General features: G+C 67.3%; 23 protein-coding genes and 1 tRNA gene. 16 read left to right on the top strand and 8 right to left on the bottom strand.

All coding sequences use genetic code 11. The annotated features are described in order from the left end of the window. The coding region (locus HWY45_RS36635) for a hypothetical protein (RefSeq protein ID WP_208450112.1) at nucleotides 1-206 on the top strand (206 nt) is incomplete at its 5' end. A 255-nt stretch (nucleotides 207-461) separates the two neighbouring features. On the opposite strand, the gene HWY45_RS23770 is transcribed toward HWY45_RS36635, so the two are convergent. After that, a complete protein-coding gene (locus HWY45_RS23770; RefSeq protein WP_059563200.1) occupies nucleotides 462-1,238 on the bottom strand; it encodes an enoyl-CoA hydratase in 777 nt (258 codons plus the stop codon). A gap of 128 nt (nucleotides 1,239-1,366) precedes the next feature. Between HWY45_RS23770 and paaN the strand changes: the two genes are divergently transcribed. The 5 genes from paaN to paaK all read left to right on the top strand — a co-directional run bounded on the left by paaN (nucleotide 1,367) and on the right by paaK (nucleotide 6,994). Continuing rightward, a complete protein-coding gene (paaN, locus tag HWY45_RS23765) occupies nucleotides 1,367-3,073 on the top strand; it encodes a phenylacetic acid degradation protein PaaN (protein ID WP_059805724.1) in 1,707 nt (568 codons plus the stop codon). Between the two features lie 87 nt (nucleotides 3,074-3,160). Then, nucleotides 3,161-4,363, top strand: a complete 1,203-nt coding sequence (gene pcaF / locus HWY45_RS23760; protein WP_059880764.1) for a 3-oxoadipyl-CoA thiolase — start codon at nucleotides 3,161-3,163, stop codon at nucleotides 4,361-4,363. Nucleotides 4,364-4,408: 45 nt separating this feature from the next. After that, complete coding sequence (paaG, locus tag HWY45_RS23755; protein ID WP_059880767.1) at nucleotides 4,409-5,200, top strand: 2-(1,2-epoxy-1,2-dihydrophenyl)acetyl-CoA isomerase PaaG; 792 nt, start codon at nucleotides 4,409-4,411, stop codon at nucleotides 5,198-5,200. 1 nt (nucleotide 5,201) lies between these two features. Beyond that, nucleotides 5,202-5,657 carry a hydroxyphenylacetyl-CoA thioesterase PaaI gene (paaI, locus tag HWY45_RS23750; RefSeq protein WP_059805713.1) on the top strand — a complete coding sequence of 152 codons (456 nt, stop codon included), beginning with the start codon at nucleotides 5,202-5,204 and terminating at the stop codon, nucleotides 5,655-5,657. Nucleotides 5,658-5,695: 38 nt separating this feature from the next. Next, nucleotides 5,696-6,994, top strand: a complete 1,299-nt coding sequence (paaK, locus tag HWY45_RS23745; RefSeq protein ID WP_059880770.1) for a phenylacetate--CoA ligase PaaK — start codon at nucleotides 5,696-5,698, stop codon at nucleotides 6,992-6,994. Nucleotides 6,995-7,100: 106 nt separating this feature from the next. Here the strand turns inward: paaK and mltA are convergent, their stop codons facing one another. Next, on the bottom strand, nucleotides 7,101-8,333 hold the full coding sequence (mltA, locus tag HWY45_RS23740; protein WP_081059612.1) for a murein transglycosylase A: 1,233 nt from the start codon (nucleotides 8,331-8,333) through the stop codon (nucleotides 7,101-7,103). An 83-nt stretch (nucleotides 8,334-8,416) separates the two neighbouring features. Further along, the gene (gene apaG / locus HWY45_RS23735; RefSeq protein WP_150999078.1) at nucleotides 8,417-8,791 is read right to left on the bottom strand and encodes a Co2+/Mg2+ efflux protein ApaG; all 375 of its coding nucleotides are present in this window, start codon (nucleotides 8,789-8,791) and stop codon (nucleotides 8,417-8,419) included. 173 nt (nucleotides 8,792-8,964) lie between these two features. Here apaG and rpe point away from each other — a divergent pair, with 173 nt between their 5' ends. The 8 genes from rpe to HWY45_RS23695 all read left to right on the top strand — a co-directional run bounded on the left by rpe (nucleotide 8,965) and on the right by HWY45_RS23695 (nucleotide 16,254). After that, nucleotides 8,965-9,651, top strand: a complete 687-nt coding sequence (rpe, locus tag HWY45_RS23730) for a ribulose-phosphate 3-epimerase (RefSeq protein WP_059563191.1) — start codon at nucleotides 8,965-8,967, stop codon at nucleotides 9,649-9,651. 2 nt (nucleotides 9,652-9,653) lie between these two features. Then, nucleotides 9,654-10,394 carry a phosphoglycolate phosphatase gene (locus tag HWY45_RS23725; protein WP_059563190.1) on the top strand — a complete coding sequence of 247 codons (741 nt, stop codon included), beginning with the start codon at nucleotides 9,654-9,656 and terminating at the stop codon, nucleotides 10,392-10,394. Between the two features lie 361 nt (nucleotides 10,395-10,755). Continuing rightward, nucleotides 10,756-12,249, top strand: a complete 1,494-nt coding sequence (trpE, locus tag HWY45_RS23720; protein WP_059880773.1) for an anthranilate synthase component I — start codon at nucleotides 10,756-10,758, stop codon at nucleotides 12,247-12,249. A 13-nt stretch (nucleotides 12,250-12,262) separates the two neighbouring features. Next, the gene (locus tag HWY45_RS23715; RefSeq protein ID WP_059563188.1) at nucleotides 12,263-12,850 is read left to right on the top strand and encodes an aminodeoxychorismate/anthranilate synthase component II; all 588 of its coding nucleotides are present in this window, start codon (nucleotides 12,263-12,265) and stop codon (nucleotides 12,848-12,850) included. A 13-nt stretch (nucleotides 12,851-12,863) separates the two neighbouring features. Beyond that, a complete protein-coding gene (gene trpD, locus HWY45_RS23710; RefSeq protein WP_059563187.1) occupies nucleotides 12,864-13,895 on the top strand; it encodes an anthranilate phosphoribosyltransferase in 1,032 nt (343 codons plus the stop codon). 37 nt (nucleotides 13,896-13,932) lie between these two features. Next, the gene (gene trpC, locus HWY45_RS23705; protein WP_059563186.1) at nucleotides 13,933-14,718 is read left to right on the top strand and encodes an indole-3-glycerol phosphate synthase TrpC; all 786 of its coding nucleotides are present in this window, start codon (nucleotides 13,933-13,935) and stop codon (nucleotides 14,716-14,718) included. Then, a complete protein-coding gene (locus tag HWY45_RS23700; protein WP_059563185.1) occupies nucleotides 14,718-15,344 on the top strand; it encodes a CYTH domain-containing protein in 627 nt (208 codons plus the stop codon). Before trpC ends, HWY45_RS23700 begins: the two co-directional genes overlap by 1 nt. A 7-nt stretch (nucleotides 15,345-15,351) precedes the next feature. Continuing rightward, nucleotides 15,352-16,254: a uracil-DNA glycosylase gene (locus HWY45_RS23695; protein ID WP_059880776.1), complete on the top strand. Its 903-nt coding sequence runs from the start codon at nucleotides 15,352-15,354 to the stop codon at nucleotides 16,252-16,254. Between the two features lie 121 nt (nucleotides 16,255-16,375). Here the strand turns inward: HWY45_RS23695 and HWY45_RS23690 are convergent, their stop codons facing one another. The 4 genes from HWY45_RS23690 to HWY45_RS23675 all read right to left on the bottom strand — a co-directional run bounded on the left by HWY45_RS23690 (nucleotide 16,376) and on the right by HWY45_RS23675 (nucleotide 21,042). Next, nucleotides 16,376-16,972, bottom strand: coding sequence for an FMN-dependent NADH-azoreductase (locus HWY45_RS23690; protein WP_059563199.1), 597 nt, complete (start codon nucleotides 16,970-16,972; stop codon nucleotides 16,376-16,378). A 159-nt stretch (nucleotides 16,973-17,131) separates the two neighbouring features. Continuing rightward, complete coding sequence (locus tag HWY45_RS23685) at nucleotides 17,132-18,934, bottom strand: M61 family metallopeptidase (RefSeq protein WP_059880779.1); 1,803 nt, start codon at nucleotides 18,932-18,934, stop codon at nucleotides 17,132-17,134. A gap of 110 nt (nucleotides 18,935-19,044) precedes the next feature. Next, on the bottom strand, nucleotides 19,045-19,773 hold the full coding sequence (locus tag HWY45_RS23680; RefSeq protein WP_059880782.1) for a DsbC family protein: 729 nt from the start codon (nucleotides 19,771-19,773) through the stop codon (nucleotides 19,045-19,047). A 90-nt stretch (nucleotides 19,774-19,863) separates the two neighbouring features. Continuing rightward, complete coding sequence (locus tag HWY45_RS23675; RefSeq protein WP_059880784.1) at nucleotides 19,864-21,042, bottom strand: UbiH/UbiF family hydroxylase; 1,179 nt, start codon at nucleotides 21,040-21,042, stop codon at nucleotides 19,864-19,866. 244 nt (nucleotides 21,043-21,286) lie between these two features. Here HWY45_RS23675 and ychF point away from each other — a divergent pair, with 244 nt between their 5' ends. Then, nucleotides 21,287-22,381: a redox-regulated ATPase YchF gene (gene ychF / locus HWY45_RS23670; protein ID WP_059566639.1), complete on the top strand. Its 1,095-nt coding sequence runs from the start codon at nucleotides 21,287-21,289 to the stop codon at nucleotides 22,379-22,381. A gap of 169 nt (nucleotides 22,382-22,550) precedes the next feature. Further along, a tRNA-Met gene (locus tag HWY45_RS23665) sits at nucleotides 22,551-22,627 on the top strand. A gap of 184 nt (nucleotides 22,628-22,811) precedes the next feature. Here the strand turns inward: HWY45_RS23665 and gabP are convergent. Beyond that, a complete protein-coding gene (gene gabP / locus HWY45_RS23660) occupies nucleotides 22,812-24,203 on the bottom strand; it encodes a GABA permease (protein ID WP_059880788.1) in 1,392 nt (463 codons plus the stop codon). Nucleotides 24,204-24,304 lie beyond the last annotated feature (101 nt).

Below are 24,304 nucleotides of genomic sequence, written 5' to 3'. Positions count from 1 at the left end.
TGACTTACTTTAGTGTGAGACTCTTGATACTTTTGCTATCCGATCCGAGGATCGGTTCGCTGCCATCAAGCGCCCACACTTATCGGCTGTTAATTTTTAAAGAACGTTTCTGCGAGAAATTCTTCCTTCTCAGCAGCGCTGCGTTGTCAGCAGCAGAGAAACGAGATTATGAACACTGTTTCGCAGTTCGTCAACAACTTTTTTAACTACTTCGTTGCGACTGCGGGGTTCATCTTCCTGCGCCGGCCGGCCGCCCTACAGGCATCCGACCAACTTCGCTTCCCCCTTCCGCGCTGCGTTGCCGTTAGCGCGAAAGAGGCGTGATTCTAGGCACCCCGCGCCCCAAGCGCAAGGGGGTGCGCGAAATAAATTCAAAAAACCCGTGCGCTGCCGCGCACGGGGCTTTTGATTGTGAATGGGCTCGGACAAGGCGGTCGCGCCACATTCGACATTGCCGCCCGTCAGCGATGCTTGAACACCGGTTTCCGCTTCTCGACGAACGCAGCCATCCCTTCCTTCTGATCTTCCGTTGCAAACATCGAATGGAACAGCCGGCGCTCGAATTGCACGCCCTCGGCCAGCGTGGTCTCGTACGCACGATTGACCGACTCCTTGACCATCATGACGGCCGGCAACGAATACTCGGCAATCGTCGTCGCAGCTTCGATAGCCTCATCCAGCAGTTTGTCCGCCGGCAACACGCGCGACACCAGGCCCGCCCGCTCTGCCTCCGCCGCATCCATGAAACGCGCGGTCAGGCACATGTCCATCGCCTTCGCCTTCGACACCGCGCGCGGCAGGCGCTGCGTGCCGCCCGCCCCCGGCATGACGCCGAGTTTGATCTCGGGCTGACCGAACTTCGCCGTATCCGCCGCGAAGATGATGTCGCACATCATCGCCAGTTCGCAGCCGCCCCCCAGCGCGAACCCAGCTACAGCAGCAATGATCGGCTTGCGAATCTGGCGGATGACCTCCCAGTTTCGCGTGATGTAGTCGCCCTTGTAGACATCCATATAGGAATAGGTCGCCATCATGCCGATGTCGGCCCCCGCGGCGAACGCCTTCTCGCTGCCCGTCACGACAATCGCGCCGATGCCTTCGTCGGCATCGAACGCCTTGAGCGCCACGCCCAACTCATCCATCAACGCATCGTTCAGCGCATTCAGCGCCTTCGGCCGGTTCAGCGTAATGAGGCCAACACGGCCCCGGGTCTCCACCACGATGTTCTCGTAAGCCATCGATTTCTCCTCGATCAATGAAATGTGAAACGCCGCGCACACGCGAATAGTTTGATGCTACCATTCTCCGACCAACCGGTCGGTTAATTAATCGAATCCATCCCTTCAACGTCCATCAGGCTGCCGCCATGACCCACCCACTGTTCACGAAGCACGAAGCCACGCTGAAGCACGCACTCGCCGCCCTCGAGAGCCGCGGTTACTGGAGCGCGTTCGTCGAAATGCCGAGCCCCAAAGTGTACGGGGAAAGTGCCAACGCCGACGGCGAAGCGGCGTTCAAGTCGCACCTCGACAAGACCTTTGCACTCGACCAGCCCGCTTCCGGCGAGACGGTCGGCGCGGAGCAGTCGCCGTTCGGCATCGGGCTGGGTGTGAGGTACCCGAAATCGACGCCCGATGCACTGATCGCCGCGGCCGCAGCAGCCCAGCGCACATGGCGCGAGGCCGGTCCGACTGCATGGATCGGCGTCAGCATGGAAATCCTCGCGCGCCTGAATCGCGCCAGCTTCGAGATTGCCTACAGCGTCATGCACACCACCGGCCAGGCATTCATGATGGCGTTTCAGGCCGGCGGCCCGCACGCGCAGGACCGCGCGCTCGAGGCCGTTGCGTATGCGTGGGACGAACTGCGACACATCCCGGCCGACGCTCACTGGGAAAAACCGCAAGGCAAGAACCCGCCGCTCGCGATGCACAAGCGCTATACGATCGTCCCGCGCGGCACCGGGCTCGTGCTCGGCTGCTGCACGTTCCCGACCTGGAACGGCTACCCGGGCCTCTTCGCCGATCTGGCGACCGGCAATACCGTGATCGTCAAACCGCATCCGGGTGCGATCCTGCCCCTCGCGATCACCGTCCGGATCGCACGCGACGTGCTGCGCGAAGCCGGCTTCGATCCGAATGTCATCACGCTCCTCGCGACCGAGCCCAACGACGGCGCCCTCGTGCAGAACCTTGCGCTGCGCCCGGAAATCAAGCTGATCGACTTCACCGGCAGCACGCAAAACGGCACCTGGCTCGAACGGAACGCGCACCAGGCCCAGGTCTATACCGAAAAGGCCGGCGTCAACCAGATCGTGATCGACTCCGTGGACGACCTGAAGGCCGCGGCAAAGAACATCGCCTTCTCGCTGTCGCTCTACTCCGGGCAGATGTGCACGGCACCGCAGAACATCTACGTGCCGCGCAGCGGCATCCGGACCGCCGACGGACACGTGAGCTTCGACGAGGTCGCCCAGTCGATCGCCGGCGCGGTACAGAAGCTGACCGGTGACCCGGCGCGCTCGGTCGAACTGATCGGCGCGATCCAGAACGACGGCGTGACCGCGCGGATCGACGACGCCCGCAAACTCGGCCCCGTGCTCGCGGACAGCCTGACGCTGCAGCACCCCGCGTTCCCCGACGCACGCGTGCGCACGCCGCTCGTGCTCCAGCTCGACGCCGCCGACCGCGAGAAATTCACGCAGGAGTGGTTCGGCCCGATCTCGTTCGTGATCGCGACCGACTCGACGGCCCAGTCGCTCGATCTCGCCGGCGCGATCGCCGCCGAGCACGGCGCGCTGACGCTCTCCGTCTACAGCACCGACGATGCCGTGATCGACGCGGCGCACGATGCCGCGGTGCGGGGCGGCGTCGCGCTGTCGATCAATCTGACGGGGGGGGTGTTCGTCAATCAGTCCGCCGCGTTCTCGGACTTCCATGGCACCGGCGCGAACCCGGCTGCGAATGCGTCGCTGGCCGACTCGGCGTTCGTCGCCAACCGGTTCCGCGTCGTGCAAAGCCGAGTGCATGTTGCCCCGAAGGCGGCGCCCGCGGAAGCTGGCCAAACGGCATAACCCGAACGGCGGACGTGCAAACGCCGCTCGGTCCTCTACCATGAACGAATCCGCTGCCCGGCGGGTTCGCCTTTCACCGATACGCCCATGACTGACGCCTATATCTGCGACGCGATTCGCACCCCCATTGGCCGCTACGGCGGCGCCTTGAAAGATGTCCGCGCCGACGACCTCGGCGCGGTGCCGATCCGGGCGTTGATCGAGCGCAACCGCGACGTCGACTGGGCCGCGATCGACGACGTGATCTACGGCTGCGCGAACCAGGCCGGCGAGGACAACCGCAATGTCGCGCGCATGTCCGCGCTGCTGGCCGGCCTGCCGACCGCCGTGCCGGGCACGACGCTCAACCGGCTGTGCGGCTCCGGGATGGATGCCGTCGGCTCCGCCGCACGCGCGATCAAGTCCGGTGAAGCGCGGCTGATGATCGCGGGCGGCGTCGAGAGCATGACCCGCGCGCCGTTCGTGATGGGCAAGTCGGCCACCGCGTTCGCGCGCCAGGCCGACATCTTCGATACGACGATCGGCTGGCGCTTCATCAACCCGCTGATGAAGCAGCAATACGGCGTCGACTCGATGCCGGAGACGGGCGAGAACGTCGCGACCGATTACGCGATCAGCCGCGCTGACCAGGACCTGTTCGCGCTGCGCAGCCAGCAGAAGGCCGCGCGTGCGCAGCAAGACGGCACGTTGGCGCAGGAAATCGTGCCCGTCACGATTCCGCAGAAGAAAGGCGACCCGCTCGTCGTGTCACGCGACGAGCATCCGCGCGAGACGTCGCTCGAGGCGCTCGCGAAGCTCAAGGGCGTCGTGCGTCCGGACGGCACAGTCACGGCCGGCAACGCGTCGGGCGTCAACGACGGCGCATGCGCGCTGCTGCTCGCCAATGCGGATGCAGCCGACCAGTACGGCCTGCGCCGCCGCGCGCGAGTCGTCGGCATGGCGACGGCGGGCGTCGAGCCGCGCGTGATGGGCATCGGCCCGGCGCCGGCCGCGCGGAAGCTGCTCGGGCAGCTCGGCATGACGATCGACCAGTTCGACGTGATCGAGCTGAACGAGGCATTCGCATCGCAGGGGCTCGCGGTGCTGCGGATGCTGGGCGTCGCGGACGACGATCCGCGCGTGAACCCGAACGGCGGCGCGATTGCGCTCGGCCACCCGCTCGGCGCGTCCGGCGCACGGCTCGTGACCACCGCCCTCCATCAACTCGAGCGCGTTGGCGGCCGCTTCGCGCTCTGCACGATGTGCATCGGCGTCGGCCAGGGCATCGCGATCGCGATCGAGCGGGTGTAGCCGGCGCGCGACGCATTCATAACGGAGTCATCCAGGAGACACTGCATGTCATATCAGGCGATTCAGCTGGATATCGATCAGGCGGCCCATGTGGCCACGATCACGCTCAACCGTCCGGACAAGCTCAACAGCTTCACGCGGGCGATGCATCGCGAACTGCAGTCGGCACTCGATGAAGTCTCGGCCAGCGACGCACGCGCACTGATCCTGACGGGCGCGGGCCGTGGCTTCTGCGCCGGCCAGGATCTCGCCGACCTCGACTTCACCCCCGGCGCGACAACCGATCTCGGCACGCTGATCGACGAGCATTTCAATCCGCTGATCCGGCGACTGCAGCGCCTGCCGTTGCCGGTGATCGCCGCGGTGAACGGCACGGCCGCCGGCGCGGGCGCCAACCTGGCGCTCGCGGGCGACCTCGTGCTGGCCGCACGCTCGAGCAGCTTCATCCAGGCATTCGTGAAGATCGGGCTCGTGCCGGACTCCGGCGGCACCTGGTTCCTGCCGCAGCGCGTCGGCATGGCGCGCGCGCTCGGGCTCGCGCTGACCGGCGACAAGCTGAGCGCCGAGCAGGCCGAGCAATGGGGACTCATCTGGCGTGCGGTCGACGACGATACGCTCGCCGCGACAGCCCGCCAGCTCGCCGCCCAACTCGCGCAGCAGCCGACGCTCGCGATCGCATCGATCAAGCAGGCGATGCGCGAAAGCATCACGCACACGCTCGATCAGCAACTCGACCTGGAGCGCGACCTGCAGCGCAGGCTCGGTCAGTCGCACGATTACGCGGAAGGCGTGCAGGCGTTCATCGAGAAGCGCGCGCCGCGCTTCGAGGGGCGCTGACATGACGGCCGCCTCCACCGACGCACCCGGCGCCGACGCGCTCGCGCGAGCCACCGCCAAGGCCATGTACGACGCCGACGCATGCAGCCGCGCGCTGGGCATGGAGCTCGCGGAAGTCCGGCCCGGCTATGCGCGCATGCGCATGCCGGTACGCGACGACTTCCTGAACGGCCACCGGATCTGTCACGGCGGGCTCATCTTCACGCTCGCCGATTCGACGTTCGCATTCGCGTGCAATTCGTACAACCTCAGCACCGTCGCGGCCGGCTGCTCGATCGAATACCTGCGCCCGGTGCAGGGCGGCGACGTGCTGACCGCCGAAGCAGTGGAGCAGACGCGCAACGGCCGGTATGGCATCTACGACATCCGCGTCACGAACCGGGCCGGCGAAACCGTCGCGCTGTTCCGCGGCAAGTCCGCCCAGATCAAGGGCACGGTCATTCCGGAAGACCGCTGACGCAACAGCCGCGCACATAACAAGCACTGGAGACACGCATGACTACCCCGCTACCGCTCGAGCCGATCGAGACCGCGACGCGCGACGAGCTGACCGCGCTGCAGCTCGAGCGCCTCCAATGGTCGCTCCGGCATGCCTACCTGCACTCCCCCGTCTATCGACGCAAATTCGACGACGCGGGCGTGCATCCGGACGACCTGAAAACGCTGGCCGACCTGTCCCGCTTCCCGTTCACCACCAAGAGCGACCTGCGCGACAGCTATCCGTTCGGCATGTTCGCGGTGCCGCAGGAGCAGATCTCGCGCATCCACGCGTCGTCGGGGACGACCGGCAAACCGACCGTCGTCGGCTACACCGCACGCGACATCGATACGTGGGCCAACCTGGTCGCACGGTCGATCCGCGCCGCCGGCGCGCGCCAGGGCGACAAGGTTCACGTGAGCTATGGCTACGGGCTGTTCACGGGCGGGCTCGGCGCGCATTACGGCGCGGAGCGCGCCGGGCTGACCGTGATCCCGTTCGGCGGCGGCCAGACCGAGAAGCAGGTTCAGCTGATCCAGGATTTCCGCCCGGACATCATCATGGTGACGCCGAGCTACATGCTGTCGATCGCCGACGAATTCGAGCGCCAGGGCCTCGATCCCGCGCAGAGTTCGCTGCGCATCGGCATCTTCGGCGCCGAGCCGTGGACCAACGACATGCGCGCGGCAATCGAGCGCCGCATGGGCATCGATGCGGTCGACATCTATGGCTTGTCCGAGGTGATGGGCCCGGGTGTCGCGTCCGAATGCGTGGAGACCAAGGATGGCCCGACGATCTGGGAAGACCACTTCTACCCGGAAATCATCGACCCGGATACCGGCGAGGTGCTGCCCGACGGCGAGCTGGGCGAGCTCGTGTTCACGTCGCTGACCAAGGAGGCGCTGCCGATCATCCGCTATCGGACGCGCGACCTGACGCGCCTCCTGCCGGGCACCGCGCGCACGATGCGCCGGATGGAAAAGATCACCGGCCGCTCGGACGACATGATGATCGTGCGCGGCGTGAACGTATTTCCGACGCAGATCGAGGAACAGCTGCTCAAGCAACGTGCGCTCGCGCCGCACTACCAGATCGTGCTAACGAAGGAGGGGCCGCTCGACGTGCTGACGCTGAACGTCGAGCCTTGCCCCGAGACCGCGCCGGACACGGCGGCGATCGATGCGGCGAGGCACGCACTCACGCACGACATCAAGTCGCTGATCGGCGTGACGGCAATCGTCAACGTGCTGCCGGTAAACGGCATCGAGCGCTCGGTCGGCAAGGCGCGTCGGGTCATCGACAAGCGCAAGGGCTGACAGGCTGGTCCCACCGGCGCGCCTGCGGCGCACGTCATGCGCGCCGCCACGAAAAAGCCCGACCGGCTCACACCGATCGGGCTTTTCATTTGCCGCGTGCGTCAAATCACGAATTCGGGAACAGCAGCCACATCCGGCCAATCTGCTTCATCCGCCCGGCCTGGTCGCCCGCGTCGTCGCCGAGCCCCCAGAAGTAATCGGCGCGCACGCCGCCCTTGATCGCCGTGCCCGTGTCCTGCGCGAACACGAGGCGGTTCATCGGCGTATTGGTCAGCGGACGCGTCGTCTGCAGGAAGACCGGCGTGCCGAGCGGGATCGACGACGGATCGACCGCGATCGAGCGCTCGGGCGTCAGCGGCACGCCGAGCGCGCCGACCGGGCCATCCGAGCCGCCGCGCGGCACGTCTTCCTTCGACGGCATTTCGCGGAAGAACACGAAGCGCGGATTCGTGTCGAGCAGCGCGTCGACGCGCGCCGGGTTCGCCTTCGCCCACGCCTTGATGCCCTGCATCGTCGCCTGCGCGGGCGTCAGCTCGCCGCGGTCGAGCAGCCACTTGCCGATCGAACGATACGGCTGGTTGTTGGTGCCGCCATAGCCGACGCGCATCACCGAGCCGTCGTCGAGCAGCACCCGCCCCGAACCCTGCACCTGCAGGAAGAACGCCTCGATCGGATCGTCGACCCACACGAGCTCGTTGCCGTTCAGGATGCCCGCACGCTCGAGCTGCGCGCGCGCCGGCAGCGCGGCGCCCGCGCGATAGCCGGACGGCCAGCGGTAGAGCGCGGTCTGATAAGGCCCGCGCCGCACGCGCGAGCCGTGCAGCAGCGGCTCGTAATAGCCGGTGACGAGCCCGTCGAGCGTGCCGTCGCTGTTGGCGAACTGGAACGGCGTGAAATACGTTTCGAAGAATGCGCGCGCGCTGCCGATGTCGAGCTCGTCGAGGCGCTCGGCGGCCGCGCACGCACGCTGCCACGACGGCTGGCGCGCGAGGCGCGCGCAGTTTTGCCGCAGCGCGGCCGTCGCGCCGATCAGCGAATCGTCCTGCCAGCCCGGCACCTGTTGCCACGCGACCGGCGTCAGCCGCGCGGGGGCGACCTGCCCCGGCACGATCGCGGCGCCGCTCGGCGGCTTCATGGAAGATGTCCGCGTCGGCGTGCCGCCACACGCGGCAAGCAGCGCCGCCGTCGCGACCGCCGCCGCCCACCCGGCCGCCCGGGGCCCAAACCACATACAATGTCCGTTCTTGATGGAAACCGCCATGTCAGATTTTCTCGACCAATATCCGATGCTCATCTTCGCGCTGGAAGCTTTCCTTGCGCTCGCCCTGCTGATCTTCATCGTCGCGTGGACAGCCTCGGGCAGGAAGAAGCACGCCCGCGACAACGACCGTCAGCCGCGCTGATTCCACCGCGTCCGCACGCTCAATGAAGCGTGCGCGGCATGTGCAGCGCGAACTCGTCGATCGGCGCGTCGAAGCGCTCGCCGTCCTCCGCCACGCAGAAGTACGACCCGCGCATCGTGCCGACCGGCGTCGCGATCACGGCCCAGCTCGTGTATTCGAACTGTTCGCCAGGCTGCAGCAGCGGCTGGTAGCCGACGACCCCCAGCCCCTTCACCTCCTGCACCTGACTCTCGCTGTCGGTGATGATCCAGTGGCGCGCGATCAGCTGTGCCGCGACCTGTCCGCTATTGCGGATCGTCAGCGTGTACGCGAATGCATATTGACGGCGTTCGGGGTCGGATTGTTCCGGCAAGTAGCTGGTTTTCACCGTCACGGTGAACTGATACTGACTCATGGTGATTCCGCTGGATAGTGACTGGCCCGTGCTGGCGTCGTGCGACGCCGGGCCGCAGATGCGCCGCTTTGGTTCGGCATTCTGCTTCATGCGGCACCGGCCCGCAACCGCGCGCGGGGCCGCCCGGCGGTAGAATGGCGGTTTTGCGCCGCAGCGTCCCCGCTCCCCCTGCCATGACTCAATTCCGCATCGCCCCCAGCATCCTGTCGGCCGACTTCGCACGGCTCGGCGAAGAAGTCCGCAACGTGGTCGCCGCCGGCGCCGACTGGATCCACTTCGACGTGATGGACAACCATTATGTCCCGAACCTGACGATCGGGCCGCTGGTCTGCGAAGCGATCCGCCCGCACGTGCAGGTGCCGATCGACGTGCACCTGATGGTACGCCCGGTCGACCGCATCGTGCCGGACTTCGCGAAAGCCGGCGCGAACCTGATCAGCTTCCATCCGGAAGGATCCGACCACATCGACCGCACGCTGTCGCTGATCCGCGACCACGGCTGCAAGGCCGGCCTCGTGTTCAACCCGGCGACGCCGCTGAACTATCTCGACTACGTGATGGATCGCCTCGACTTCGTGCTGCTGATGTCGGTCAACCCGGGCTTCGGCGGCCAGTCGTTCATTCCGGAAACGCTGAACAAGCTGCGCGAGACGCGCGCGCGCCTCGACGCTTACACCGAGCGCACCGGCCGCGAGATCCTGCTCGAGGTGGACGGCGGCGTGAAGGCCGACAACATCGCCGAAATCGCGGCGGCCGGCGCGGACACCTTCGTCGCGGGCTCGGCGATCTTCGGCAAGCCCGACTACCGCAAGGTGATCGACGAGATGCGCGCCCAGCTCGCGACCGTCGAGCGGAGCTGACCGTGGCCGAACCGAATCTCGCCGCCGGCGCGGCACCGATCCGCTTCGCGGCGCCGCGCATCGACGCGGCGCTGATCGACCTCGACGGCACGATGGTCGATACCGCAGACGATTTCACCGCCGGCCTGAACGGCATGCTCGCGCAGCTGGACGCGCCGGCGACGTCGCGCGACGAGGTGATCGGCTATGTGGGCAAGGGCTCCGAACACCTGATCCAGAGCGTGCTGAAGCCGCGCTTCAGTGCGGACGACGCACATGCGCGCTTCGACGACGCGCTCGCGATCTACCAGGCCGAGTACGCGAAGATCAACGGCCGCCACGCGCGCCTCTACCCGGACGTCGCGGCCGGCCTCGACGCGCTGCGTGCCGACGGCATCAAGCTCGCGTGCGTGACCAACAAGCCGCATCGCTTCGCGCTCGAGCTGCTCGAGCAATACGGGCTGATCGACCGTTTCGGCATCGTGCTCGGCGGCGACAGCGTGCCGCGCAAGAAACCGGACCCGCTGCCGATGCTGACCGCGTGCGACGCGCTCGGCGTCGCACCCGCGGCGACGGTCGCGATCGGCGACTCGGAAAACGATGCGCTGGCGGGCCGCGCAGCCGGCATGGCGACGCTGACGGTGCCGTACGGCTACAACCACGGCAAAGCTATACAAACGATAAATTCGGATGGTATAGTCGGTTCGCTGCTGGCCGCGGCACGCGCGATCTCCGCGCACAATGCAGGCCGGCCAATCCTCTGAATTATTTCTTCCATCCGCATGTTTCTGAATAAAAAACGGAGTCTGAGCAGCATCGACCGGGGAGCCTGGCCCTGGCGTCGCTGGTCGCGCTAACCTCGTCGATGAGGTACGCTGAAGTTCGTCTTCAGCGCCGTTTTTTATCTCGCTGCGCACCCGCGCGCCGATCGTCGCTTCACCTACCACCGTACCGCGCCCGAACGATTCCGTTCAGGGCCGGCCGCAGGCTGGCGACGTTCGCGCTCCGGGATGCGCCCGCCGGCACCAGGCACATCACGATCGACCGCCATTCCGCCGACGGCAGCCCGCGCAGCTCCCCGTGATCCCCGGCGCACTCCGCCGTTGTCCCGAACAGGACCGGAACATGACTGAACTCGAATTCCAATCGCTCGCGAACGAAGGCTACAACCGCATCCCGCTGATCGCGGAAGCCCTGGCCGACCTCGAAACGCCGCTGTCCCTCTACCTGAAACTGGCGCAGCCGGAACGCGGCGGCGCCAACTCGTTCCTGCTCGAATCGGTGGTCGGCGGCGAACGCTTCGGCCGCTATTCGTTCATCGGCCTGCCAGCGCGCACGCTCGTGCGCACGCGCGCCGGTGTCTCCGAAGTCGTGCGCGACGGCCAGGTCGTCGAGACGCACGACGGCGATCCGTTCGAGTTCATCGCCGCGTTCCAGGCACGCTTCAAGGTCGCGCAGCGCCCCGGCCTGCCGCGCTTTTGCGGCGGCCTCGCCGGCTATTTCGGCTACGACGCGGTGCGCTACATCGAGAAGAAGCTCGCGCACACGGCCCCGCGCGACGATCTCGGCCTGCCCGACATCCAGCTGCTGCTGACCGAGGAAGTCGCGGTGATCGACAACCTCGCCGGCAAGCTCTATCTGATCATCTATGCCGATCCGGGCCAGCCCGAGGCATACGCGAAGGCGAAGCAGCGGCTGCGCGAACTGAAGCAGCGCCTGCGCGCGACCGTGCAGCCGCCCGTCACGTCGCCGAGCGTGCGCACCGAGACGTTCCGCGAGTTCAAGAAGGAAGACTATCTGGCCGCCGTGCGCCAGGCGAAGGAATACATCGCGGCCGGCGAGCTGATGCAGATCCAGGTCGGCCAGCGCCTGACGAAGCCGTATCGCGACAACCCGCTGTCGCTGTACCGCGCGCTGCGCTCGCTGAACCCGTCGCCGTACATGTATTACTACAACTTCGGCGATTTCCATGTGGTGGGCGCGTCGCCGGAAATCCTCGTGCGCCAGGAGAAGCGCGGCGACGATCAGGTCGTCACGATCCGCCCGCTCGCCGGCACCCGCCCGCGCGGCAACACGCCGGAACGCGACGCGGAACTCGCGACCGAGCTGCTCAACGACCCGAAGGAAGTCGCCGAGCACGTGATGCTGATCGATCTCGCGCGCAACGACGTGGGCCGCATCGCGGAAATCGGCTCGGTGCAGGTGACCGACCGGTTGGTGATCGAGAAGTACTCGCACGTGCAGCACATCGTCAGCTCGGTCGAAGGCAAGCTGAAGCCCGGCGTGACGAATTACGACGTGCTGCGCGCGACGTTCCCGGCCGGCACGCTGTCGGGCGCGCCGAAGGTGCGCGCGATGGAGCTGATCGACGAGCTCGAGCCGACCAAGCGCGGGCTGTACGGCGGCGCCGTCGGCTACCTGTCGTTCTCCGGCGAGATGGATCTCGCGATCGCGATCCGCACGGGCCTGATCCATAACGGCAACCTGTACGTGCAAGCGGCGGCCGGCGTCGTCGCGGATTCGGTGCCCGAATCCGAATGGCAAGAGACCGAGAACAAGGCGCGCGCGGTGCTGCGTGCGGCCGAACAGGTCCAAGACGGCCTCGACAGCGACTTCTGACCGGAGACTGACCATGCTGCTCATGATCGACAACTACGACTCGTTCACCTACAACCTGGTCCAGTACTTCGGCGAGCTGGGCGAGGACGTGCGCACCTATCGCAACGACGAAATCACGCTCGACGAGATCGCGCGCCTCGACCCCGCCGCGATCTGCCTGTCGCCGGGCCCGAGCAACCCCCAGCACGCGGGCATCACGCTCGACGTGCTGCGCGAATTCGCGGGCAAGAAGCCGATCCTCGGCGTGTGCCTCGGCCACCAGGCGATCGGCGAGGCATTCGGCGGCCGCGTCGTGCGCGCGAAAACCATCATGCACGGCAAGGTGAGCCGGATCGAAACCGACTGCCGCGGCGTGTTCGCCGACCTGCCGAAGCATTTCGACGTCACGCGCTACCACTCGCTCGCGATCGAGCGCGAATCGCTGCCGGACTGCCTCGAGATCTCCGCATGGACCGACGACGGCGAGATCATGGGCGTGCGCCACAAGACGCTGCCGATCGAAGGCGTGCAGTTCCATCCGGAATCGATCCTGTCCGAGCACGGCCATGCGCTGCTCGAGAACTTCCTCAAGCAGGCCCGCGCGGCCGCGCACGCCGCCTGACCGGAGCCGCACGATGACGATCACTCCCCAGGAAGCGCTGCAGCGCACGATCGAGCACCGCGAGATCTTCCACGACGAGATGCTGCACCTGATGCGGCTCATCATGCGCGGCGACATGTCGCCGGTGATGGCCGCCGCGATCATCACCGGCCTGCGCGTGAAGAAGGAGACGATCGGCGAGATCGCCGCCGCCGCAACCGTGATGCGCGAATTCGCGAACCACGTGCAGGTGCAGGACAACTCGAACTTCGTCGACATCGTCGGCACCGGCGGCGACGGCTCGCACACGTTCAACATTTCGACCGCGTCGATGTTCGTCACCGCGGCGGCCGGCGCGAAGGTCGCGAAGCACGGCAACCGCGGCGTGTCGAGCAAGTCCGGCAGCGCCGACGTGCTCGAGGCGCTCGGCGTCAACATCGACCTGCAGCCCGACGAGGTGGCCGCGTCGATCGCCGAGACCGGCATGGGCTTCATGTTCGCGCCGAACCATCACCCGGCGATGAAGAACATCGCGGCGGTGCGCCGCGAGCTCGGCGTGCGGACGATCTTCAACATCCTCGGCCCGCTGACCAACCCGGCCGGCGCGCCGAACCAGCTGATGGGCGTGTTCCACCCGGACCTCGTCGGCATCCAGGTGCGCGTGATGCAGCGCCTCGGCGCGCAGCACGTGCTGGTCGTGTACGGCAAGGACGGGATGGACGAGGTGTCGCTCGGCGCCGCGACGCTCGTCGGCGAGCTGCGCGACGGCCAGGTGCACGAATACGAGATCCATCCGGAGGACTTCGGCCTGCAGATGGTGTCGAACCGCTCGCTGAAGGTGGAAAATGCCGACGAGTCGCGCGTGATGCTGCTCGGCGCGCTCGACAACCAGCCGGGCGTCGCGCGCGAGATCGTCACGCTGAACGCGGGCACCGCGCTGTATTCAGCGAACGTCGCCGCGTCGATCGCCGACGGCATCCAGCTCGCCCGCGAAGCGATCGCGAGCGGCAAGGCGCGCGCGAAAGTCGACGAGCTGGTGCGCTTCACGCAGCAGTTCAAGCGCTGATCCGCCCTTTCGAACCCGAATCAAGCACGAGACTCCCATGAGCGACATTCTCGAACGAATCATTGCCGTCAAGCGCGAAGAAGTCGCGGCGGCCATGCGCAGCACGCCGCTCGAGGCGTTGAAGCTGGACGCGTCCGCCCGCGACCTGCGCGACTTCGCCGGCGCGCTTCGCGCCAAGCACGCAGCCGGCCAGGCCGCCGTGATCGCCGAAATCAAGAAGGCCAGCCCGTCGAAGGGCGTGCTGCGCGAGCACTTCGTGCCGGCCGACATCGCCCGCTCGTACGCCGCGCACGGCGCCGCGTGCCTGTCGGTGCTGACCGACGAGCAGTTCTTCCAGGGCGGTGTCCGCTATCTCGAGGAAGCGCGCGCGGCCTGCACGCTGCCGGTGCTGCGCAAGGACTTCATCGTCGACGCTTATCAGATCCTCGAAGCGCGCGCGATGGGCGCGGACGCGATCCTGCTGATTGCCGCCGCGCTCGACACGCCGCTGATGCAGGATCTCGAGGCGTATGCGCACTCGCTCGGGCTCGCGGTGCTGGTCGAGGTGCACGACCGCGACGAAATGGAACAGGCGCTGACGCTGAAGACCCCGCTCCTCGGCATCAACAACCGCAACCTGCGCACGTTCGAGACGTCGATCCGTACGACGCTCGACATGCTCGACATGATTCCGGCCGACCGCATCGTCGTGACGGAGTCGGGCATCCTGTCGCGCATCGACGTCGACACGATGCGCGCGGCGAACGTGAACACGTTCCTGGTCGGCGAAGCGTTCATGCGCGCCGAGCAACCCGGCGAAGAACTCGCGCGGATGTTCTTCTGATGGCGATCGAGAAGGAAATCAAGCTCGCGCTGCCGGCCGGGCAGGCCGACGCGGCGCGGCAGTTCTTCGCGACGCTGACCGGCGAGCCCGGCCGCGAGATCGTGCTCGCGAACGTCTACTACGACACGCCCGATCTGGCGCTCGCCCGCTCGAAGAGCGCCGTACGGGTGCGCCATGCGCCGCAAGGCTGGCTGCAGACGTTCAAGACGGTCGGCACCGCGGAAGGCGGGCTGCATCGGCGTCACGAATGGGAACTCGCAATCGCCGGCGACGCGCTCGAGATCGATGCGCTCGTCGCCGCCTGCGACGTGCCGGAAGCGGCCGCCGCGCTGCGCGATGCCGCCCCCGCGCTGCATGCGCTGTTCCGCACCGATTTTTCGCGCACGCTGTGGCGCATCGCGATCGGCGGCGCGACCGTCGAGGCGGCGGTGGATGCCGGCGAGATCGTCGCCCACGCGCAAAACGAGACGCGCCGCGAACCGATCAGCGAAATCGAACTCGAACTGATCGATGGCCCGGAAACCGCGCTCGCGATGCTCGCCGCGGAACTGCAGCAGGCGCTGCCCGGCCTCAGCCCCGACAACATCAGCAAGGCGCAGCGCGGCTACCGGCTGCGCGCGCAATAAATCACGCATGGCAACCCGCAAGACTCCCCGCGCGCCGCAACAGGCGTCGCTGTTTGACGATCCCGTACTCGACACCCCGGCCGGTTCCGCTCCGGCCGACGCGCCGGCAGCACCCGCCGCGCCAATCGCGGCCGCCACGCCAGCCTCGACCGCCGCACCCGCCGCCCCGTCGCCGGCCGCCTCTGACGACGTGCTGCATCTCGCCGCCCAGTTCGACGCGCTGCCGGCTGCATGGCGCGCCGTCCTCGCCCCGTTCGTCGCCGGCGACGCGTATGCCCCGCTGTGCAGCTTCGTCGACAGCGAACGCGCGGCCGGCAAGACCGTCTACCCGGCCGACGTGTTCCGCGCGCTGCGGCTGACGAGCCCGGACGACGTGAAGGTCGTGATCCTCGGCCAGGACCCGTACCACGGCGACGACCGCGGCACGCCGCAGGCGCACGGCCTCGCGTTCTCGGTGCCGCCGGCGGTGAGGCCGCCGCCGTCGCTGCGCAACATCTTCAAGGAAATCGCCGCGAACTTCGGCCACGACACGCCGCGCCACGGCTGTCTCGACACATGGGCGCGCCAGGGCGTGCTGCTGCTCAACACCGTGCTGACGGTCGAGCGCGGCGCGGCCGCCAGCCATGCGAAACGCGGCTGGGAGCAATGCACGGACACGCTGATCCGCGAACTGGCAAGCCGCCACCGCGGGCTCGTGTTCATGCTGTGGGGCGCGCACGCGCAGGCCAAGCGCGCGCTGTTCGACGCGAACGCGCACTGCGTGCTCGAGGCGCCGCATCCGTCGCCGCTGTCCGCGCACCGCGGCTTCCTCGGCTGCCGCCATTTCGCGCTCGCGAACGATTACCTCGTCGAACAGGGGCGCGAGCCGATCGACTGGCGCCTGCCGGACGAAGCCGAAACATTCGCGTAAGCCGTCCGCGCCGATTCGCTCCGCATCGGCCCACACGCAAAAAACGCCGCGTACCTTCCGGTACGCGGCGTTTTTTTATCGGGCTGCACGGGCGGACGCATCGCGCCCGCCGGAACCGGCCTTACGCGGCGGCGATCGCCTCGCGTGCGCCGGCCAGGCCTGCACTCTGCGCATCCGGCCCCATGTTCAGGCCTTCCGCGAAGATGAAGTTCACGTCGGTCATGCCGACGAAGCCGAGGAACGTGCGCAGGAACGGCGTCTGGCTGTCGTTCGGCGTGCCGGCATACTTGCCGCCGCGCGCCGTCACGACGTGGACCTTCTTGCCCTTGATCAGGCCTTCCGGGCCGTTTTCCGTGTAGCGGAACGTGACGCCGGCGCGGGCGATCCAGTCGAAGTACGTCTTCAGTTGCGACGAGATGCCGAAGTTGTACATCGGCGCGCCGATCACGATGATGTCGGCGGCTTGCAGTTCGGCGATCAGCGCGTCGCTCTTCGCGACGATCGCATTCTGTTCCGCGGTGCGCTGGTCGGCCGGCGTGAAGAACGCGCCGAGCACCGATTCGTCGAGATGCGGCAGCGCATCCGACAGCAGGTTGCGAACCACGACCTTCGCGCCGGGGTTCGATTGTTGCAGCTTTGCCGTCAGTTCGTTGGCCAGCAGCGTGGACTGCGCGCCTTGCGAACGCGCCGCGGAATTGATTTGCAGAATGGTCGTCATGTCAGGCTCCGAGTGGGTTTGCGCTTTCAGCAGCGCGAGTGACGCCATTGTGCGTGCACCCCTCATCCCGAAAAAGCGGGCTCAGGGCGACGGATTGTTGCAGCAGCAGAACAATCCGCGGTTACGCCCTGCTCGCGCCAATGGCCGGAGCCCGCCCGTTCACCCCTTCAGCCAGGCTTCGCGCGCCGCGTGCTGCGCCGCCGGCTTCGGCGCGGCGGCCAGCTTGTAGCGTGCGACCTCGGGGCCGTCGAGCTTCAGTTTCGCGGTGCGCAGCTCGTCGCGGCGGAACGCGTGGATCTCGACCTTGTCGCCCGCCCGGTAGCGGGCGAGCAGCGCGTCGAGGTTCGTGCCGGTCACGCGCAGCCCGTCGACCGCAATCAGCGTGTCGCCGGCCGACAGCCCCGCGCGATGCGCGGCGCCGCCCTCGTAGACGGTCGCCAGCGTGCAATCCGCGCCGCCGCGCACGCGCGCGCCGATCGTCGGCTTGCCCTGCGCGCCGTTCGGGCCGACATCCGGCGCAAGCGTCACGCCGAACGGCGCGAGCAATTCCGCGAGCGGCAGGTCACGCGTGCCGCGCACCGCATCGGCGAACAGGCGGCCGAGCGCGACGCCCGTCGCTTCCTCGATCAGCGCCTCGACTTCGTCCTCGCCGACACCGGCCTGCTGGCCGCGATAGAACGCGCGGCCGTAGCGCGCCCAGAGCAGCCGCATCACGTCGTCGAGCGACTTGCGGTGGCGGGTCTGCGCGCGGATTGCGAGGTCGAACGCAAGCGCGACGAGCGAGCCCTTCGTGTAGTAGCTGACGATTGCGTTGGCCGCGTTCTCGTCCTGCCGGTAGTACTTGGTCCACGCGTCGAACGAGCTTTCCGCGACGCTCTGCTTGAGCCGGCCGGTGCCGCGCTGCACGCCGCCGATCGTGCGGCCGAGCGCCGCGAAGTATTCGTCCTGCGACATCAACCCGCTGCGCACCAGCATCAGGTCGTCGTAATACGACGTGAAGCCCTCGAACAGCCACAGCAGCGACGTGTAGTTTTCGCGCGCGAGGTCGTACGGCACGAACGCTGCCGGCTTGATGCGCTTCACGTTCCACGTGTGGAAATACTCGTGGCTGCAGAGGCCGAGATAGGTGCGATAGCCTTCCGTCGTTTCCGGGCGCCCTTTCACCGGCAGGTCGCTGCGGTTGCAGATCAGCGCGGTCGACGCGCGATGCTCGAGGCCGCCGTAGCCGTCGCTGACCGCGAGCGTCATGAACACGTAGCGGTCCATCGGCGCCTTCTTCGACTTCGGCTCGAACAGCGCGATCTGCGCTTCGCACACGCGTTTCAGGTCGGTGCGGAGCCGTTCCATGTCGAGCTGGGTCACGCGGCCGGCGATCACGATGTCGTGCGGCACGCCGTGCGCGTCGAACGTCGCGAGCGCGAATTCGCCGATCGTCACCGGGTGATCGACGAGTTCGTCGTAGTTCGACGCGCGATACGCGCCGAACGCATGGCGTTTCGTGCCGCGCGCCTCGGGCAGCGCGGTGGCCACGCGCCACGCGCGGAAGGCCGCGCCGGCCGGCTTCGCGATCTCCACGTCGCACGGCGCGTCCTCCTGGCCGGCCACGCTCAGGAACACCGCGGTGCCGTTGAAGAAGCCGCCCTGGTCGTCCAGGTACGCGGAGCGCACCGACAAGTCCCATGCATAGACGTCGTAGCGCAAAGTCAGCGCGCCCTTCACCGGCGCGGCCTGCCACGTGCTCTTGTCGGTCTTCGCGATCCGCACCTTGCGGCCGGCGTCGTTGAACGCCTGCAGCGTCACGATGTTGCGCGCGAACTCGCGCACGAGATAGCTGCCCGGAATCCACACCGGCAGCGCGAACCGCTGGCCTTCGGGGTCGGGTTCGGCAACCGTCACGGACACCTCGAACAGGTGCGCGGCAGGATCTTTCGGAGCAATCGAATAGCGGATCGGCGTTTTCATCGTGGGAATCGGTCGGGGATAGCGGCGGCAGAAACGACGAGAGGCGCCGGGCCGGAACCCTGGGCGCCCCTCGCCGGCCGGGCCTCGCGGCCCGGCGCATCATGCGTCTTTTACTTGTTCGAAGCGAGCGCCTGATTCAGCTGCTCGGCGGACACGGCGCCCGGCAGGCGGCGGCCGTCGGGCAGGAAGATCGTCGGCGTGCCGGTGACGTTCATCCCGCGGCCGAGCGCGAGATTCTTGTCGAGCGCGCTCGTGTCGCAGTTCGCGGCGTTGGTCGGCGCGCGATGGTCGAGCATCCAGCCCTCCCACGACTTCACGCGGTCGCCCGCGCACCAGATCGCCTTCGACTTCGCGGTCGAATCCGGCGACAGCACCGGGTACAGGAACGTGTAGACCGTCACGTTGTCGATCGACTGGAGCGTCGTCTCGAGCTTCTTGCAGTACGGGCAGTTCGGGTCGGAGAACACGGCGATCTTGCGCGCGCCGTTGCCCTTGACGACCTTGATCGCGTTGGCGAGCGGCAGGCTGGCGAAATCGATCTTGTTGGTTTCCGCCACGCGCGCCTCGGTCAGGTTCTTGCGCGTTTTCGTGTCGACGAGATCGCCGAGCAGCACATAGTCGCCGCTCGCGTCGCTATAGATGATCTGCGTGCCGAGATTCACTTCGTACAGGCCCGCGACCGGCGATTTCGACACGCTCTTGATTGGCGCGTCGCTGCCGAGGCGGGATTGCAGCGTGGCTTTCAGCTTGTCGGTGGTCTGATCGGCCTGCGCGGTGCAGCCGAGCGTCGTCGCGGCGACGGCCAGCACCAGCGACGCGATACGGATCGTTTTTTTCATGGAAATCTTCCTTCAGCTCAATCGGAGTGCACGGCACAGTGTACGCCGTAACGGAACCGTCTCCGACCGGGGATGAGCCCGAAGGTTCGCTCAGCCGAGCGCGGACGACACGAGCCAGCGCTTGACGAGCGGCTGCGCGCCGACGAACGCCATGCCCGCGTTGCGCACCGCCTTCGCGAGCGAGCCCGGCGCCGCGAACAGCCGCTGCAGGCCGTCGGTCGCGATCATCAGCGCGCGGATGTCCTCGCGGCGCGAGCGCTCGTAGCGGCGCAGCAGCACCGTATCGCCGAGGTTGCGGAAGCTTTCCTTGTTCGCGATCGCGTCGGCGAGCGCGGCGACATCGCGCAGCCCGAGGTTCATCCCCTGGCCCGCGAGCGGGTGGATCAGGTGCGCGGCGTCGCCGACCAGCGCGACGCGCGGCGCGATCAGCTTGTCCACGGTCTGCAGCGCGAGCGGGAAACCGGCCGCCGGCGTCACGCAGTCGAGCGTGCCGACCTTCCCGTGCGACACACGCTCGACCTCGGCCGCAAGCTGCGCGGGATCGAGCGCCAGCAGTTCGTCCGCATGCGCGGTGTGCGCCGACCAGACGAGCGACACGTGGCCGTCCGGCAGCGGCAGCAGCGCGACGATCTCGCCCTCGTGGAACCACTGATAAGCGGTTTCGCGGTGCGGCAGCGACGCCTTGAAGTTCGCGACGACACCGGTCTGCCGATAATCGCGCCGTTCGACCTTGGCCCCCATTTGCGAGCGCACCCACGAGTGCGCGCCGTCCGCGCCGACGATCAGGTCGGCTTCGAGCACCTGCCCCGACGACAGCGTGAGCACGGCCGCGTCGTCGCGCACGTCGAAGCCCTGCGCGCGCGCGTCGAACCACGTCAGGTTCGGCTGGAACCGCAGCGCCGCGTCGAGCGAGGCCTCGACCAGCGACGATTCGACGATCCATGCGAGCTGCGGCACCGATGCCTGGTACGCGGAGAAATGGAGCTCGGCGTGCGCGTCGCCGTAGACGCGCATGTCGTAGACGGGCGCGAGCCGGCCGTGGTCGAGCGCCTGCCAGACGCGCAGCCGTTCGAGCAGCGCCTGCGAGCTGGACGACAGCGCATAGACGCGCGTGTCGAACGCGAGATCGGCGGGGCGCGGCGTCGCCGGCTGGGCGAGCAAGGCGGTCTTGTAGCCGGACTGGGTCAGCGCGAGCGCGGCCGTCTTGCCGACGAGCCCGCCGCCGACCACGGCGACGTCGAAGGTGTGGTGGGCAGTCATGGCGGGCATTATAGCCGCGGGGCCAAACCCTTATGCGGCCGGACTTTGCGGGAAATCAGGGGAACCGCGCAATGGCCTGGCCGCGGCCGGCCCCGTGGCATCGGCCGTTCGGCCGACGGGCGGAAACCGGCGCGGCGGCACGGTACAATAGCGCCTTTGAACGCCGGCCGGTCGCGCACGTGACGGCCGTCCCCCTTGTCCCGCGCCGCCGCGCCCCGCCCGGCCGCGCCGCTTCACCCGTTCGAAGGATTCCATGAGCCTCAAATGCGGCATCGTCGGCTTGCCCAACGTCGGCAAGTCCACCCTGTTCAATGCGCTGACCAAGGCCGGCATCGCCGCCGAGAACTACCCGTTCTGCACGATCGAGCCGAACGTCGGCGTGGTCGAAGTGCCTGACGCGCGCCTGAAGGCGCTCGCCGAGATCATCAGCCCCGAGCGCGTCGTGCCGGCCGTCGTCGAGTTCGTCGACATCGCGGGCCTCGTCGCGGGCGCGAGCAAGGGCGAAGGCCTCGGCAACCAGTTCCTCGCGAACATCCGCGAAACCGACGCGATCACGCACGTCGTGCGCTGCTTCGAGGACGAGAACGTCATCCACGTCGCCGGCAAGGTGAGCCCGATCGACGACATCGAGGTGATCAACACCGAACTCGCGCTCGCCGACCTCGGCACGGTCGAGAAGGCGCTCACGCGTTACTCGAAGGCCGCGAAGTCGGGCAACGACAAGGAAGCGGCGAAGCTCGTCGCGGTGCTCGACAAGGTGCGCGCGCAGCTCGACCAGGGCAAGGCCGTGCGCGGCCTGGCGCTGTCGGACGACGAAGCGGCGCTGCTCAAGCCGTTCTGCCTGATCACCGCGAAGCCGGCGATGTACGTCGCGAACGTGAAGGACGACGGCTTCGAGAACAACCCGCACCTCGACGCGGTGCGCAAGTACGCAGAAAGCGAGAATTCGCCGGTGGTCGCGGTCTGCGCGGCGATCGAGGCGGAGATCGCCGACCTCGACGACGAGGACAAGGAAGCGTTCCTCGCCGACATGGGCATGGACGAGCCGGGCCTCGACCGCGTGATTCGCGCGGGCTTCAAGCTGCTCGGCCTGCAGACCTACTTCACCGCGGGCGTGAAGGAAGTGCGCGCGTGGACGATCCACATCGGCGACACGGCGCCGCAGGCGGCCGGCGTGATCCACACCGACTTCGAGCGCGGCTTCATCCGCGCGCAGACGATCGCGTTCGACGACTTCATCGCGTACAAGGGCGAGCAAGGCGCGAAGGAAGCCGGGAAGATGCGTGCCGAAGGGAAGGAATATGTCGTGCATGATGGCGACGTGATGAACTTCCTGTTCAACGTCTGAGCGAATCGCGCAGACGTCCGGCAATATACGAAAAGCCCCTTGCGAGCCACGCGCCGCAAGGGGCTTTTGCTTTACAGGTTCGTGTGCGATGCCGCGTCGGACCCACGCAGATGCGTAACGAGAGCAGATACGCTTTGACGCAGCGCCGCATTGCGATTACAATTCGCGCCGCGGGGTGGAGCAGTCTGGCAGCTCGTCGGGCTCATAACCCGAAGGTCGTAGGTTCAAATCCTACCCCCGCAACCAACACCGAGGCCCGCTTGGCGACACCAAGCGGGCCTTTTGCTTTGTATCGGCCGCGTCGCTGCATTCGCTGCCGGCAAAACAAATGGCCCGATCGGCAAGCGCCGAGCGGGCCATGCATGTTCCGGCGGAACACCCCGCCATGCCGACGGCGAGCATTCACGCCCGCCGCCGCGCCATCGCTTCGTCACATCGCCGACACGCGCCGCCCCGCGCTCGCCCGCGCATCGCGGCCGCGCTTGTTCAGCCACGACGCCACCAGCACGATCAGCGCCAGCACCGCCGTCGCCCCCACTTCCATCCGGTGCTCCTCGCTCACCAGCATCACGGTCAGCGTGCCGCAGATGAACAGGATCACGGCCCACGTGAGCCACGGGAACATCCACATCCGCAGCGTGAGGTCCGCGCCGCTCACCTCGAGCGTCTTGCGCATCCGCAGCTGCGAGATCGCGATCACGAGGTACACGAGCAGCGCGATCGCACCCGACGTCGCGAGCAGGAAGCCGAACACCTGCTCCGGCATCAGGTAGTTCGCGATCACGGTCAGGAAACCGAACGCGGTCGACGCGAGCACCGCCGCGCGCGGCGTGCCGCTCGCATCGGTGCGATGCAGGAACGCGGGCGCATCCTTGCGCTTCGACAGCGAGAACAGCATCCGCGATGCGGTGTACAGCGCCGAGTTCAGGCAGCTCGCCACCGACACCAGCACGATCACGTCGATGATCGCCTTCGCATGCGGGACGCCGATCAGCTCCATCGCGCGCTGATACGAGCCGTGCTTCGGCAGCAGCGGATCGTTCCACGGCACGATCGCCGCGACGACGAGAATCGAGCCGAGGTAGAACAGCGTGATGCGCCAGATCACCGAGTTGGTCGCCCGCACGATCTGGCGTTGCGGGTTTTCCGATTCGGCGGCCGCGATCGTCACGATCTCGGTGCCGAGGAACGAGAACATCGTCGTCAGCATCGCCGCGAGCACCGCGCCGGCGCCGTTCGGCATGAAGCCGTCGTGAGCGAACAGGTTCGACACCCCCGATACGGCCGGCGCCGGCACGATGCCGACGATCGCCGCGCCGCCGATGCACAGGAACACGACGATCGCGACCACCTTGATCAGCGCGAACCAGAATTCGAATTCGCCGTAGTTCTTGACGGAAAAGAGGTTGGTCATCGTCAGCAGCAGCGTGATGCCGAGCGCGAAGATCCAGGTCGCCACGCCGGGGAACCACGCGTTGAGGATGGTCGCGGCGGCCGTCGCCTCGATCGGGATCACGAGCACCCAGAACCACCAGTACAGCCAGCCGATCGAGAAGCCCGCCCAGTGGCCGATCGCGCGATCGGCATAGGTCGAGAACGAGCCGCTGTCCGGATGCGCGACGGCCATCTCGCCGAGCATGCGCATCACCAGCACGACCAGCACGCCCGCGATCGCATACGCGAGGATCGATGCCGGGCCGGCTTCCGCGATCGCGTGGCCGGAGCCGACGAACAACCCCGCGCCGATCACCCCGGCGATCGACAGCATCGTCACGTGGCGCTGCTTGAGGCCGGTGCCGAGGCCTGTCTTACTACCATTCATGTGTCTCTCTCCAAAAAACGGTTCCGGTATGACCCGGTGTCGCGTGAAGGCGGTGCTGGGGATTGTCGTTGTCGATCCGGTGACGGGGCGCGGCGTGCAGC

The organism is Burkholderia stagnalis (assembly GCF_902830275.1).
In the GTDB taxonomy this organism is placed as follows: Bacteria; Pseudomonadota; Gammaproteobacteria; order Burkholderiales; family Burkholderiaceae; genus Burkholderia; species Burkholderia stagnalis.
Note: the sequence above shows the minus strand (reverse complement) of the source record. Positions and strands in the feature narration are given on the sequence as shown.

Excerpts from the sequence above, each read along its gene's own strand:
- paaG (WP_059880767.1), top strand. The coding sequence starts at position 4,409 with ATGTCATATCAGGCGATTCAGCTGGATATCGATCAGGCGGCCCATGTG.
- HWY45_RS23695 (WP_059880776.1), top strand. The coding sequence starts at position 15,352 with ATGGCAACCCGCAAGACTCCCCGCGCGCCGCAACAGGCGTCGCTGTTT.
- pcaF (WP_059880764.1), top strand. The coding sequence starts at position 3,161 with ATGACTGACGCCTATATCTGCGACGCGATTCGCACCCCCATTGGCCGC.
- HWY45_RS23685 (WP_059880779.1), bottom strand. The coding sequence starts at position 18,934 with ATGAAAACGCCGATCCGCTATTCGATTGCTCCGAAAGATCCTGCCGCG.
- rpe (WP_059563191.1), top strand. The coding sequence starts at position 8,965 with ATGACTCAATTCCGCATCGCCCCCAGCATCCTGTCGGCCGACTTCGCA.
- ychF (WP_059566639.1), top strand. The coding sequence starts at position 21,287 with ATGAGCCTCAAATGCGGCATCGTCGGCTTGCCCAACGTCGGCAAGTCC.
- trpD (WP_059563187.1), top strand. The coding sequence starts at position 12,864 with ATGACGATCACTCCCCAGGAAGCGCTGCAGCGCACGATCGAGCACCGC.
- HWY45_RS23770 (WP_059563200.1), bottom strand. The coding sequence starts at position 1,238 with ATGGCTTACGAGAACATCGTGGTGGAGACCCGGGGCCGTGTTGGCCTC.
- mltA (WP_081059612.1), bottom strand. The coding sequence starts at position 8,333 with ATGAAGATCAGCAGGGCGAGCGCAAGGAAAGCTTCCAGCGCGAAGATG.
- HWY45_RS23700 (WP_059563185.1), top strand. The coding sequence starts at position 14,718 with ATGGCGATCGAGAAGGAAATCAAGCTCGCGCTGCCGGCCGGGCAGGCC.
- apaG (WP_150999078.1), bottom strand. The coding sequence starts at position 8,791 with ATGAGTCAGTATCAGTTCACCGTGACGGTGAAAACCAGCTACTTGCCG.
- trpE (WP_059880773.1), top strand. The coding sequence starts at position 10,756 with ATGACTGAACTCGAATTCCAATCGCTCGCGAACGAAGGCTACAACCGC.
- paaK (WP_059880770.1), top strand. The coding sequence starts at position 5,696 with ATGACTACCCCGCTACCGCTCGAGCCGATCGAGACCGCGACGCGCGAC.
- HWY45_RS23680 (WP_059880782.1), bottom strand. The coding sequence starts at position 19,773 with ATGAAAAAAACGATCCGTATCGCGTCGCTGGTGCTGGCCGTCGCCGCG.
- gabP (WP_059880788.1), bottom strand. The coding sequence starts at position 24,203 with ATGAATGGTAGTAAGACAGGCCTCGGCACCGGCCTCAAGCAGCGCCAC.
- paaN (WP_059805724.1), top strand. The coding sequence starts at position 1,367 with ATGACCCACCCACTGTTCACGAAGCACGAAGCCACGCTGAAGCACGCA.
- HWY45_RS23690 (WP_059563199.1), bottom strand. The coding sequence starts at position 16,972 with ATGACGACCATTCTGCAAATCAATTCCGCGGCGCGTTCGCAAGGCGCG.
- trpC (WP_059563186.1), top strand. The coding sequence starts at position 13,933 with ATGAGCGACATTCTCGAACGAATCATTGCCGTCAAGCGCGAAGAAGTC.
- HWY45_RS23675 (WP_059880784.1), bottom strand. The coding sequence starts at position 21,042 with ATGCCCGCCATGACTGCCCACCACACCTTCGACGTCGCCGTGGTCGGC.
- HWY45_RS23715 (WP_059563188.1), top strand. The coding sequence starts at position 12,263 with ATGCTGCTCATGATCGACAACTACGACTCGTTCACCTACAACCTGGTC.
- paaI (WP_059805713.1), top strand. The coding sequence starts at position 5,202 with ATGACGGCCGCCTCCACCGACGCACCCGGCGCCGACGCGCTCGCGCGA.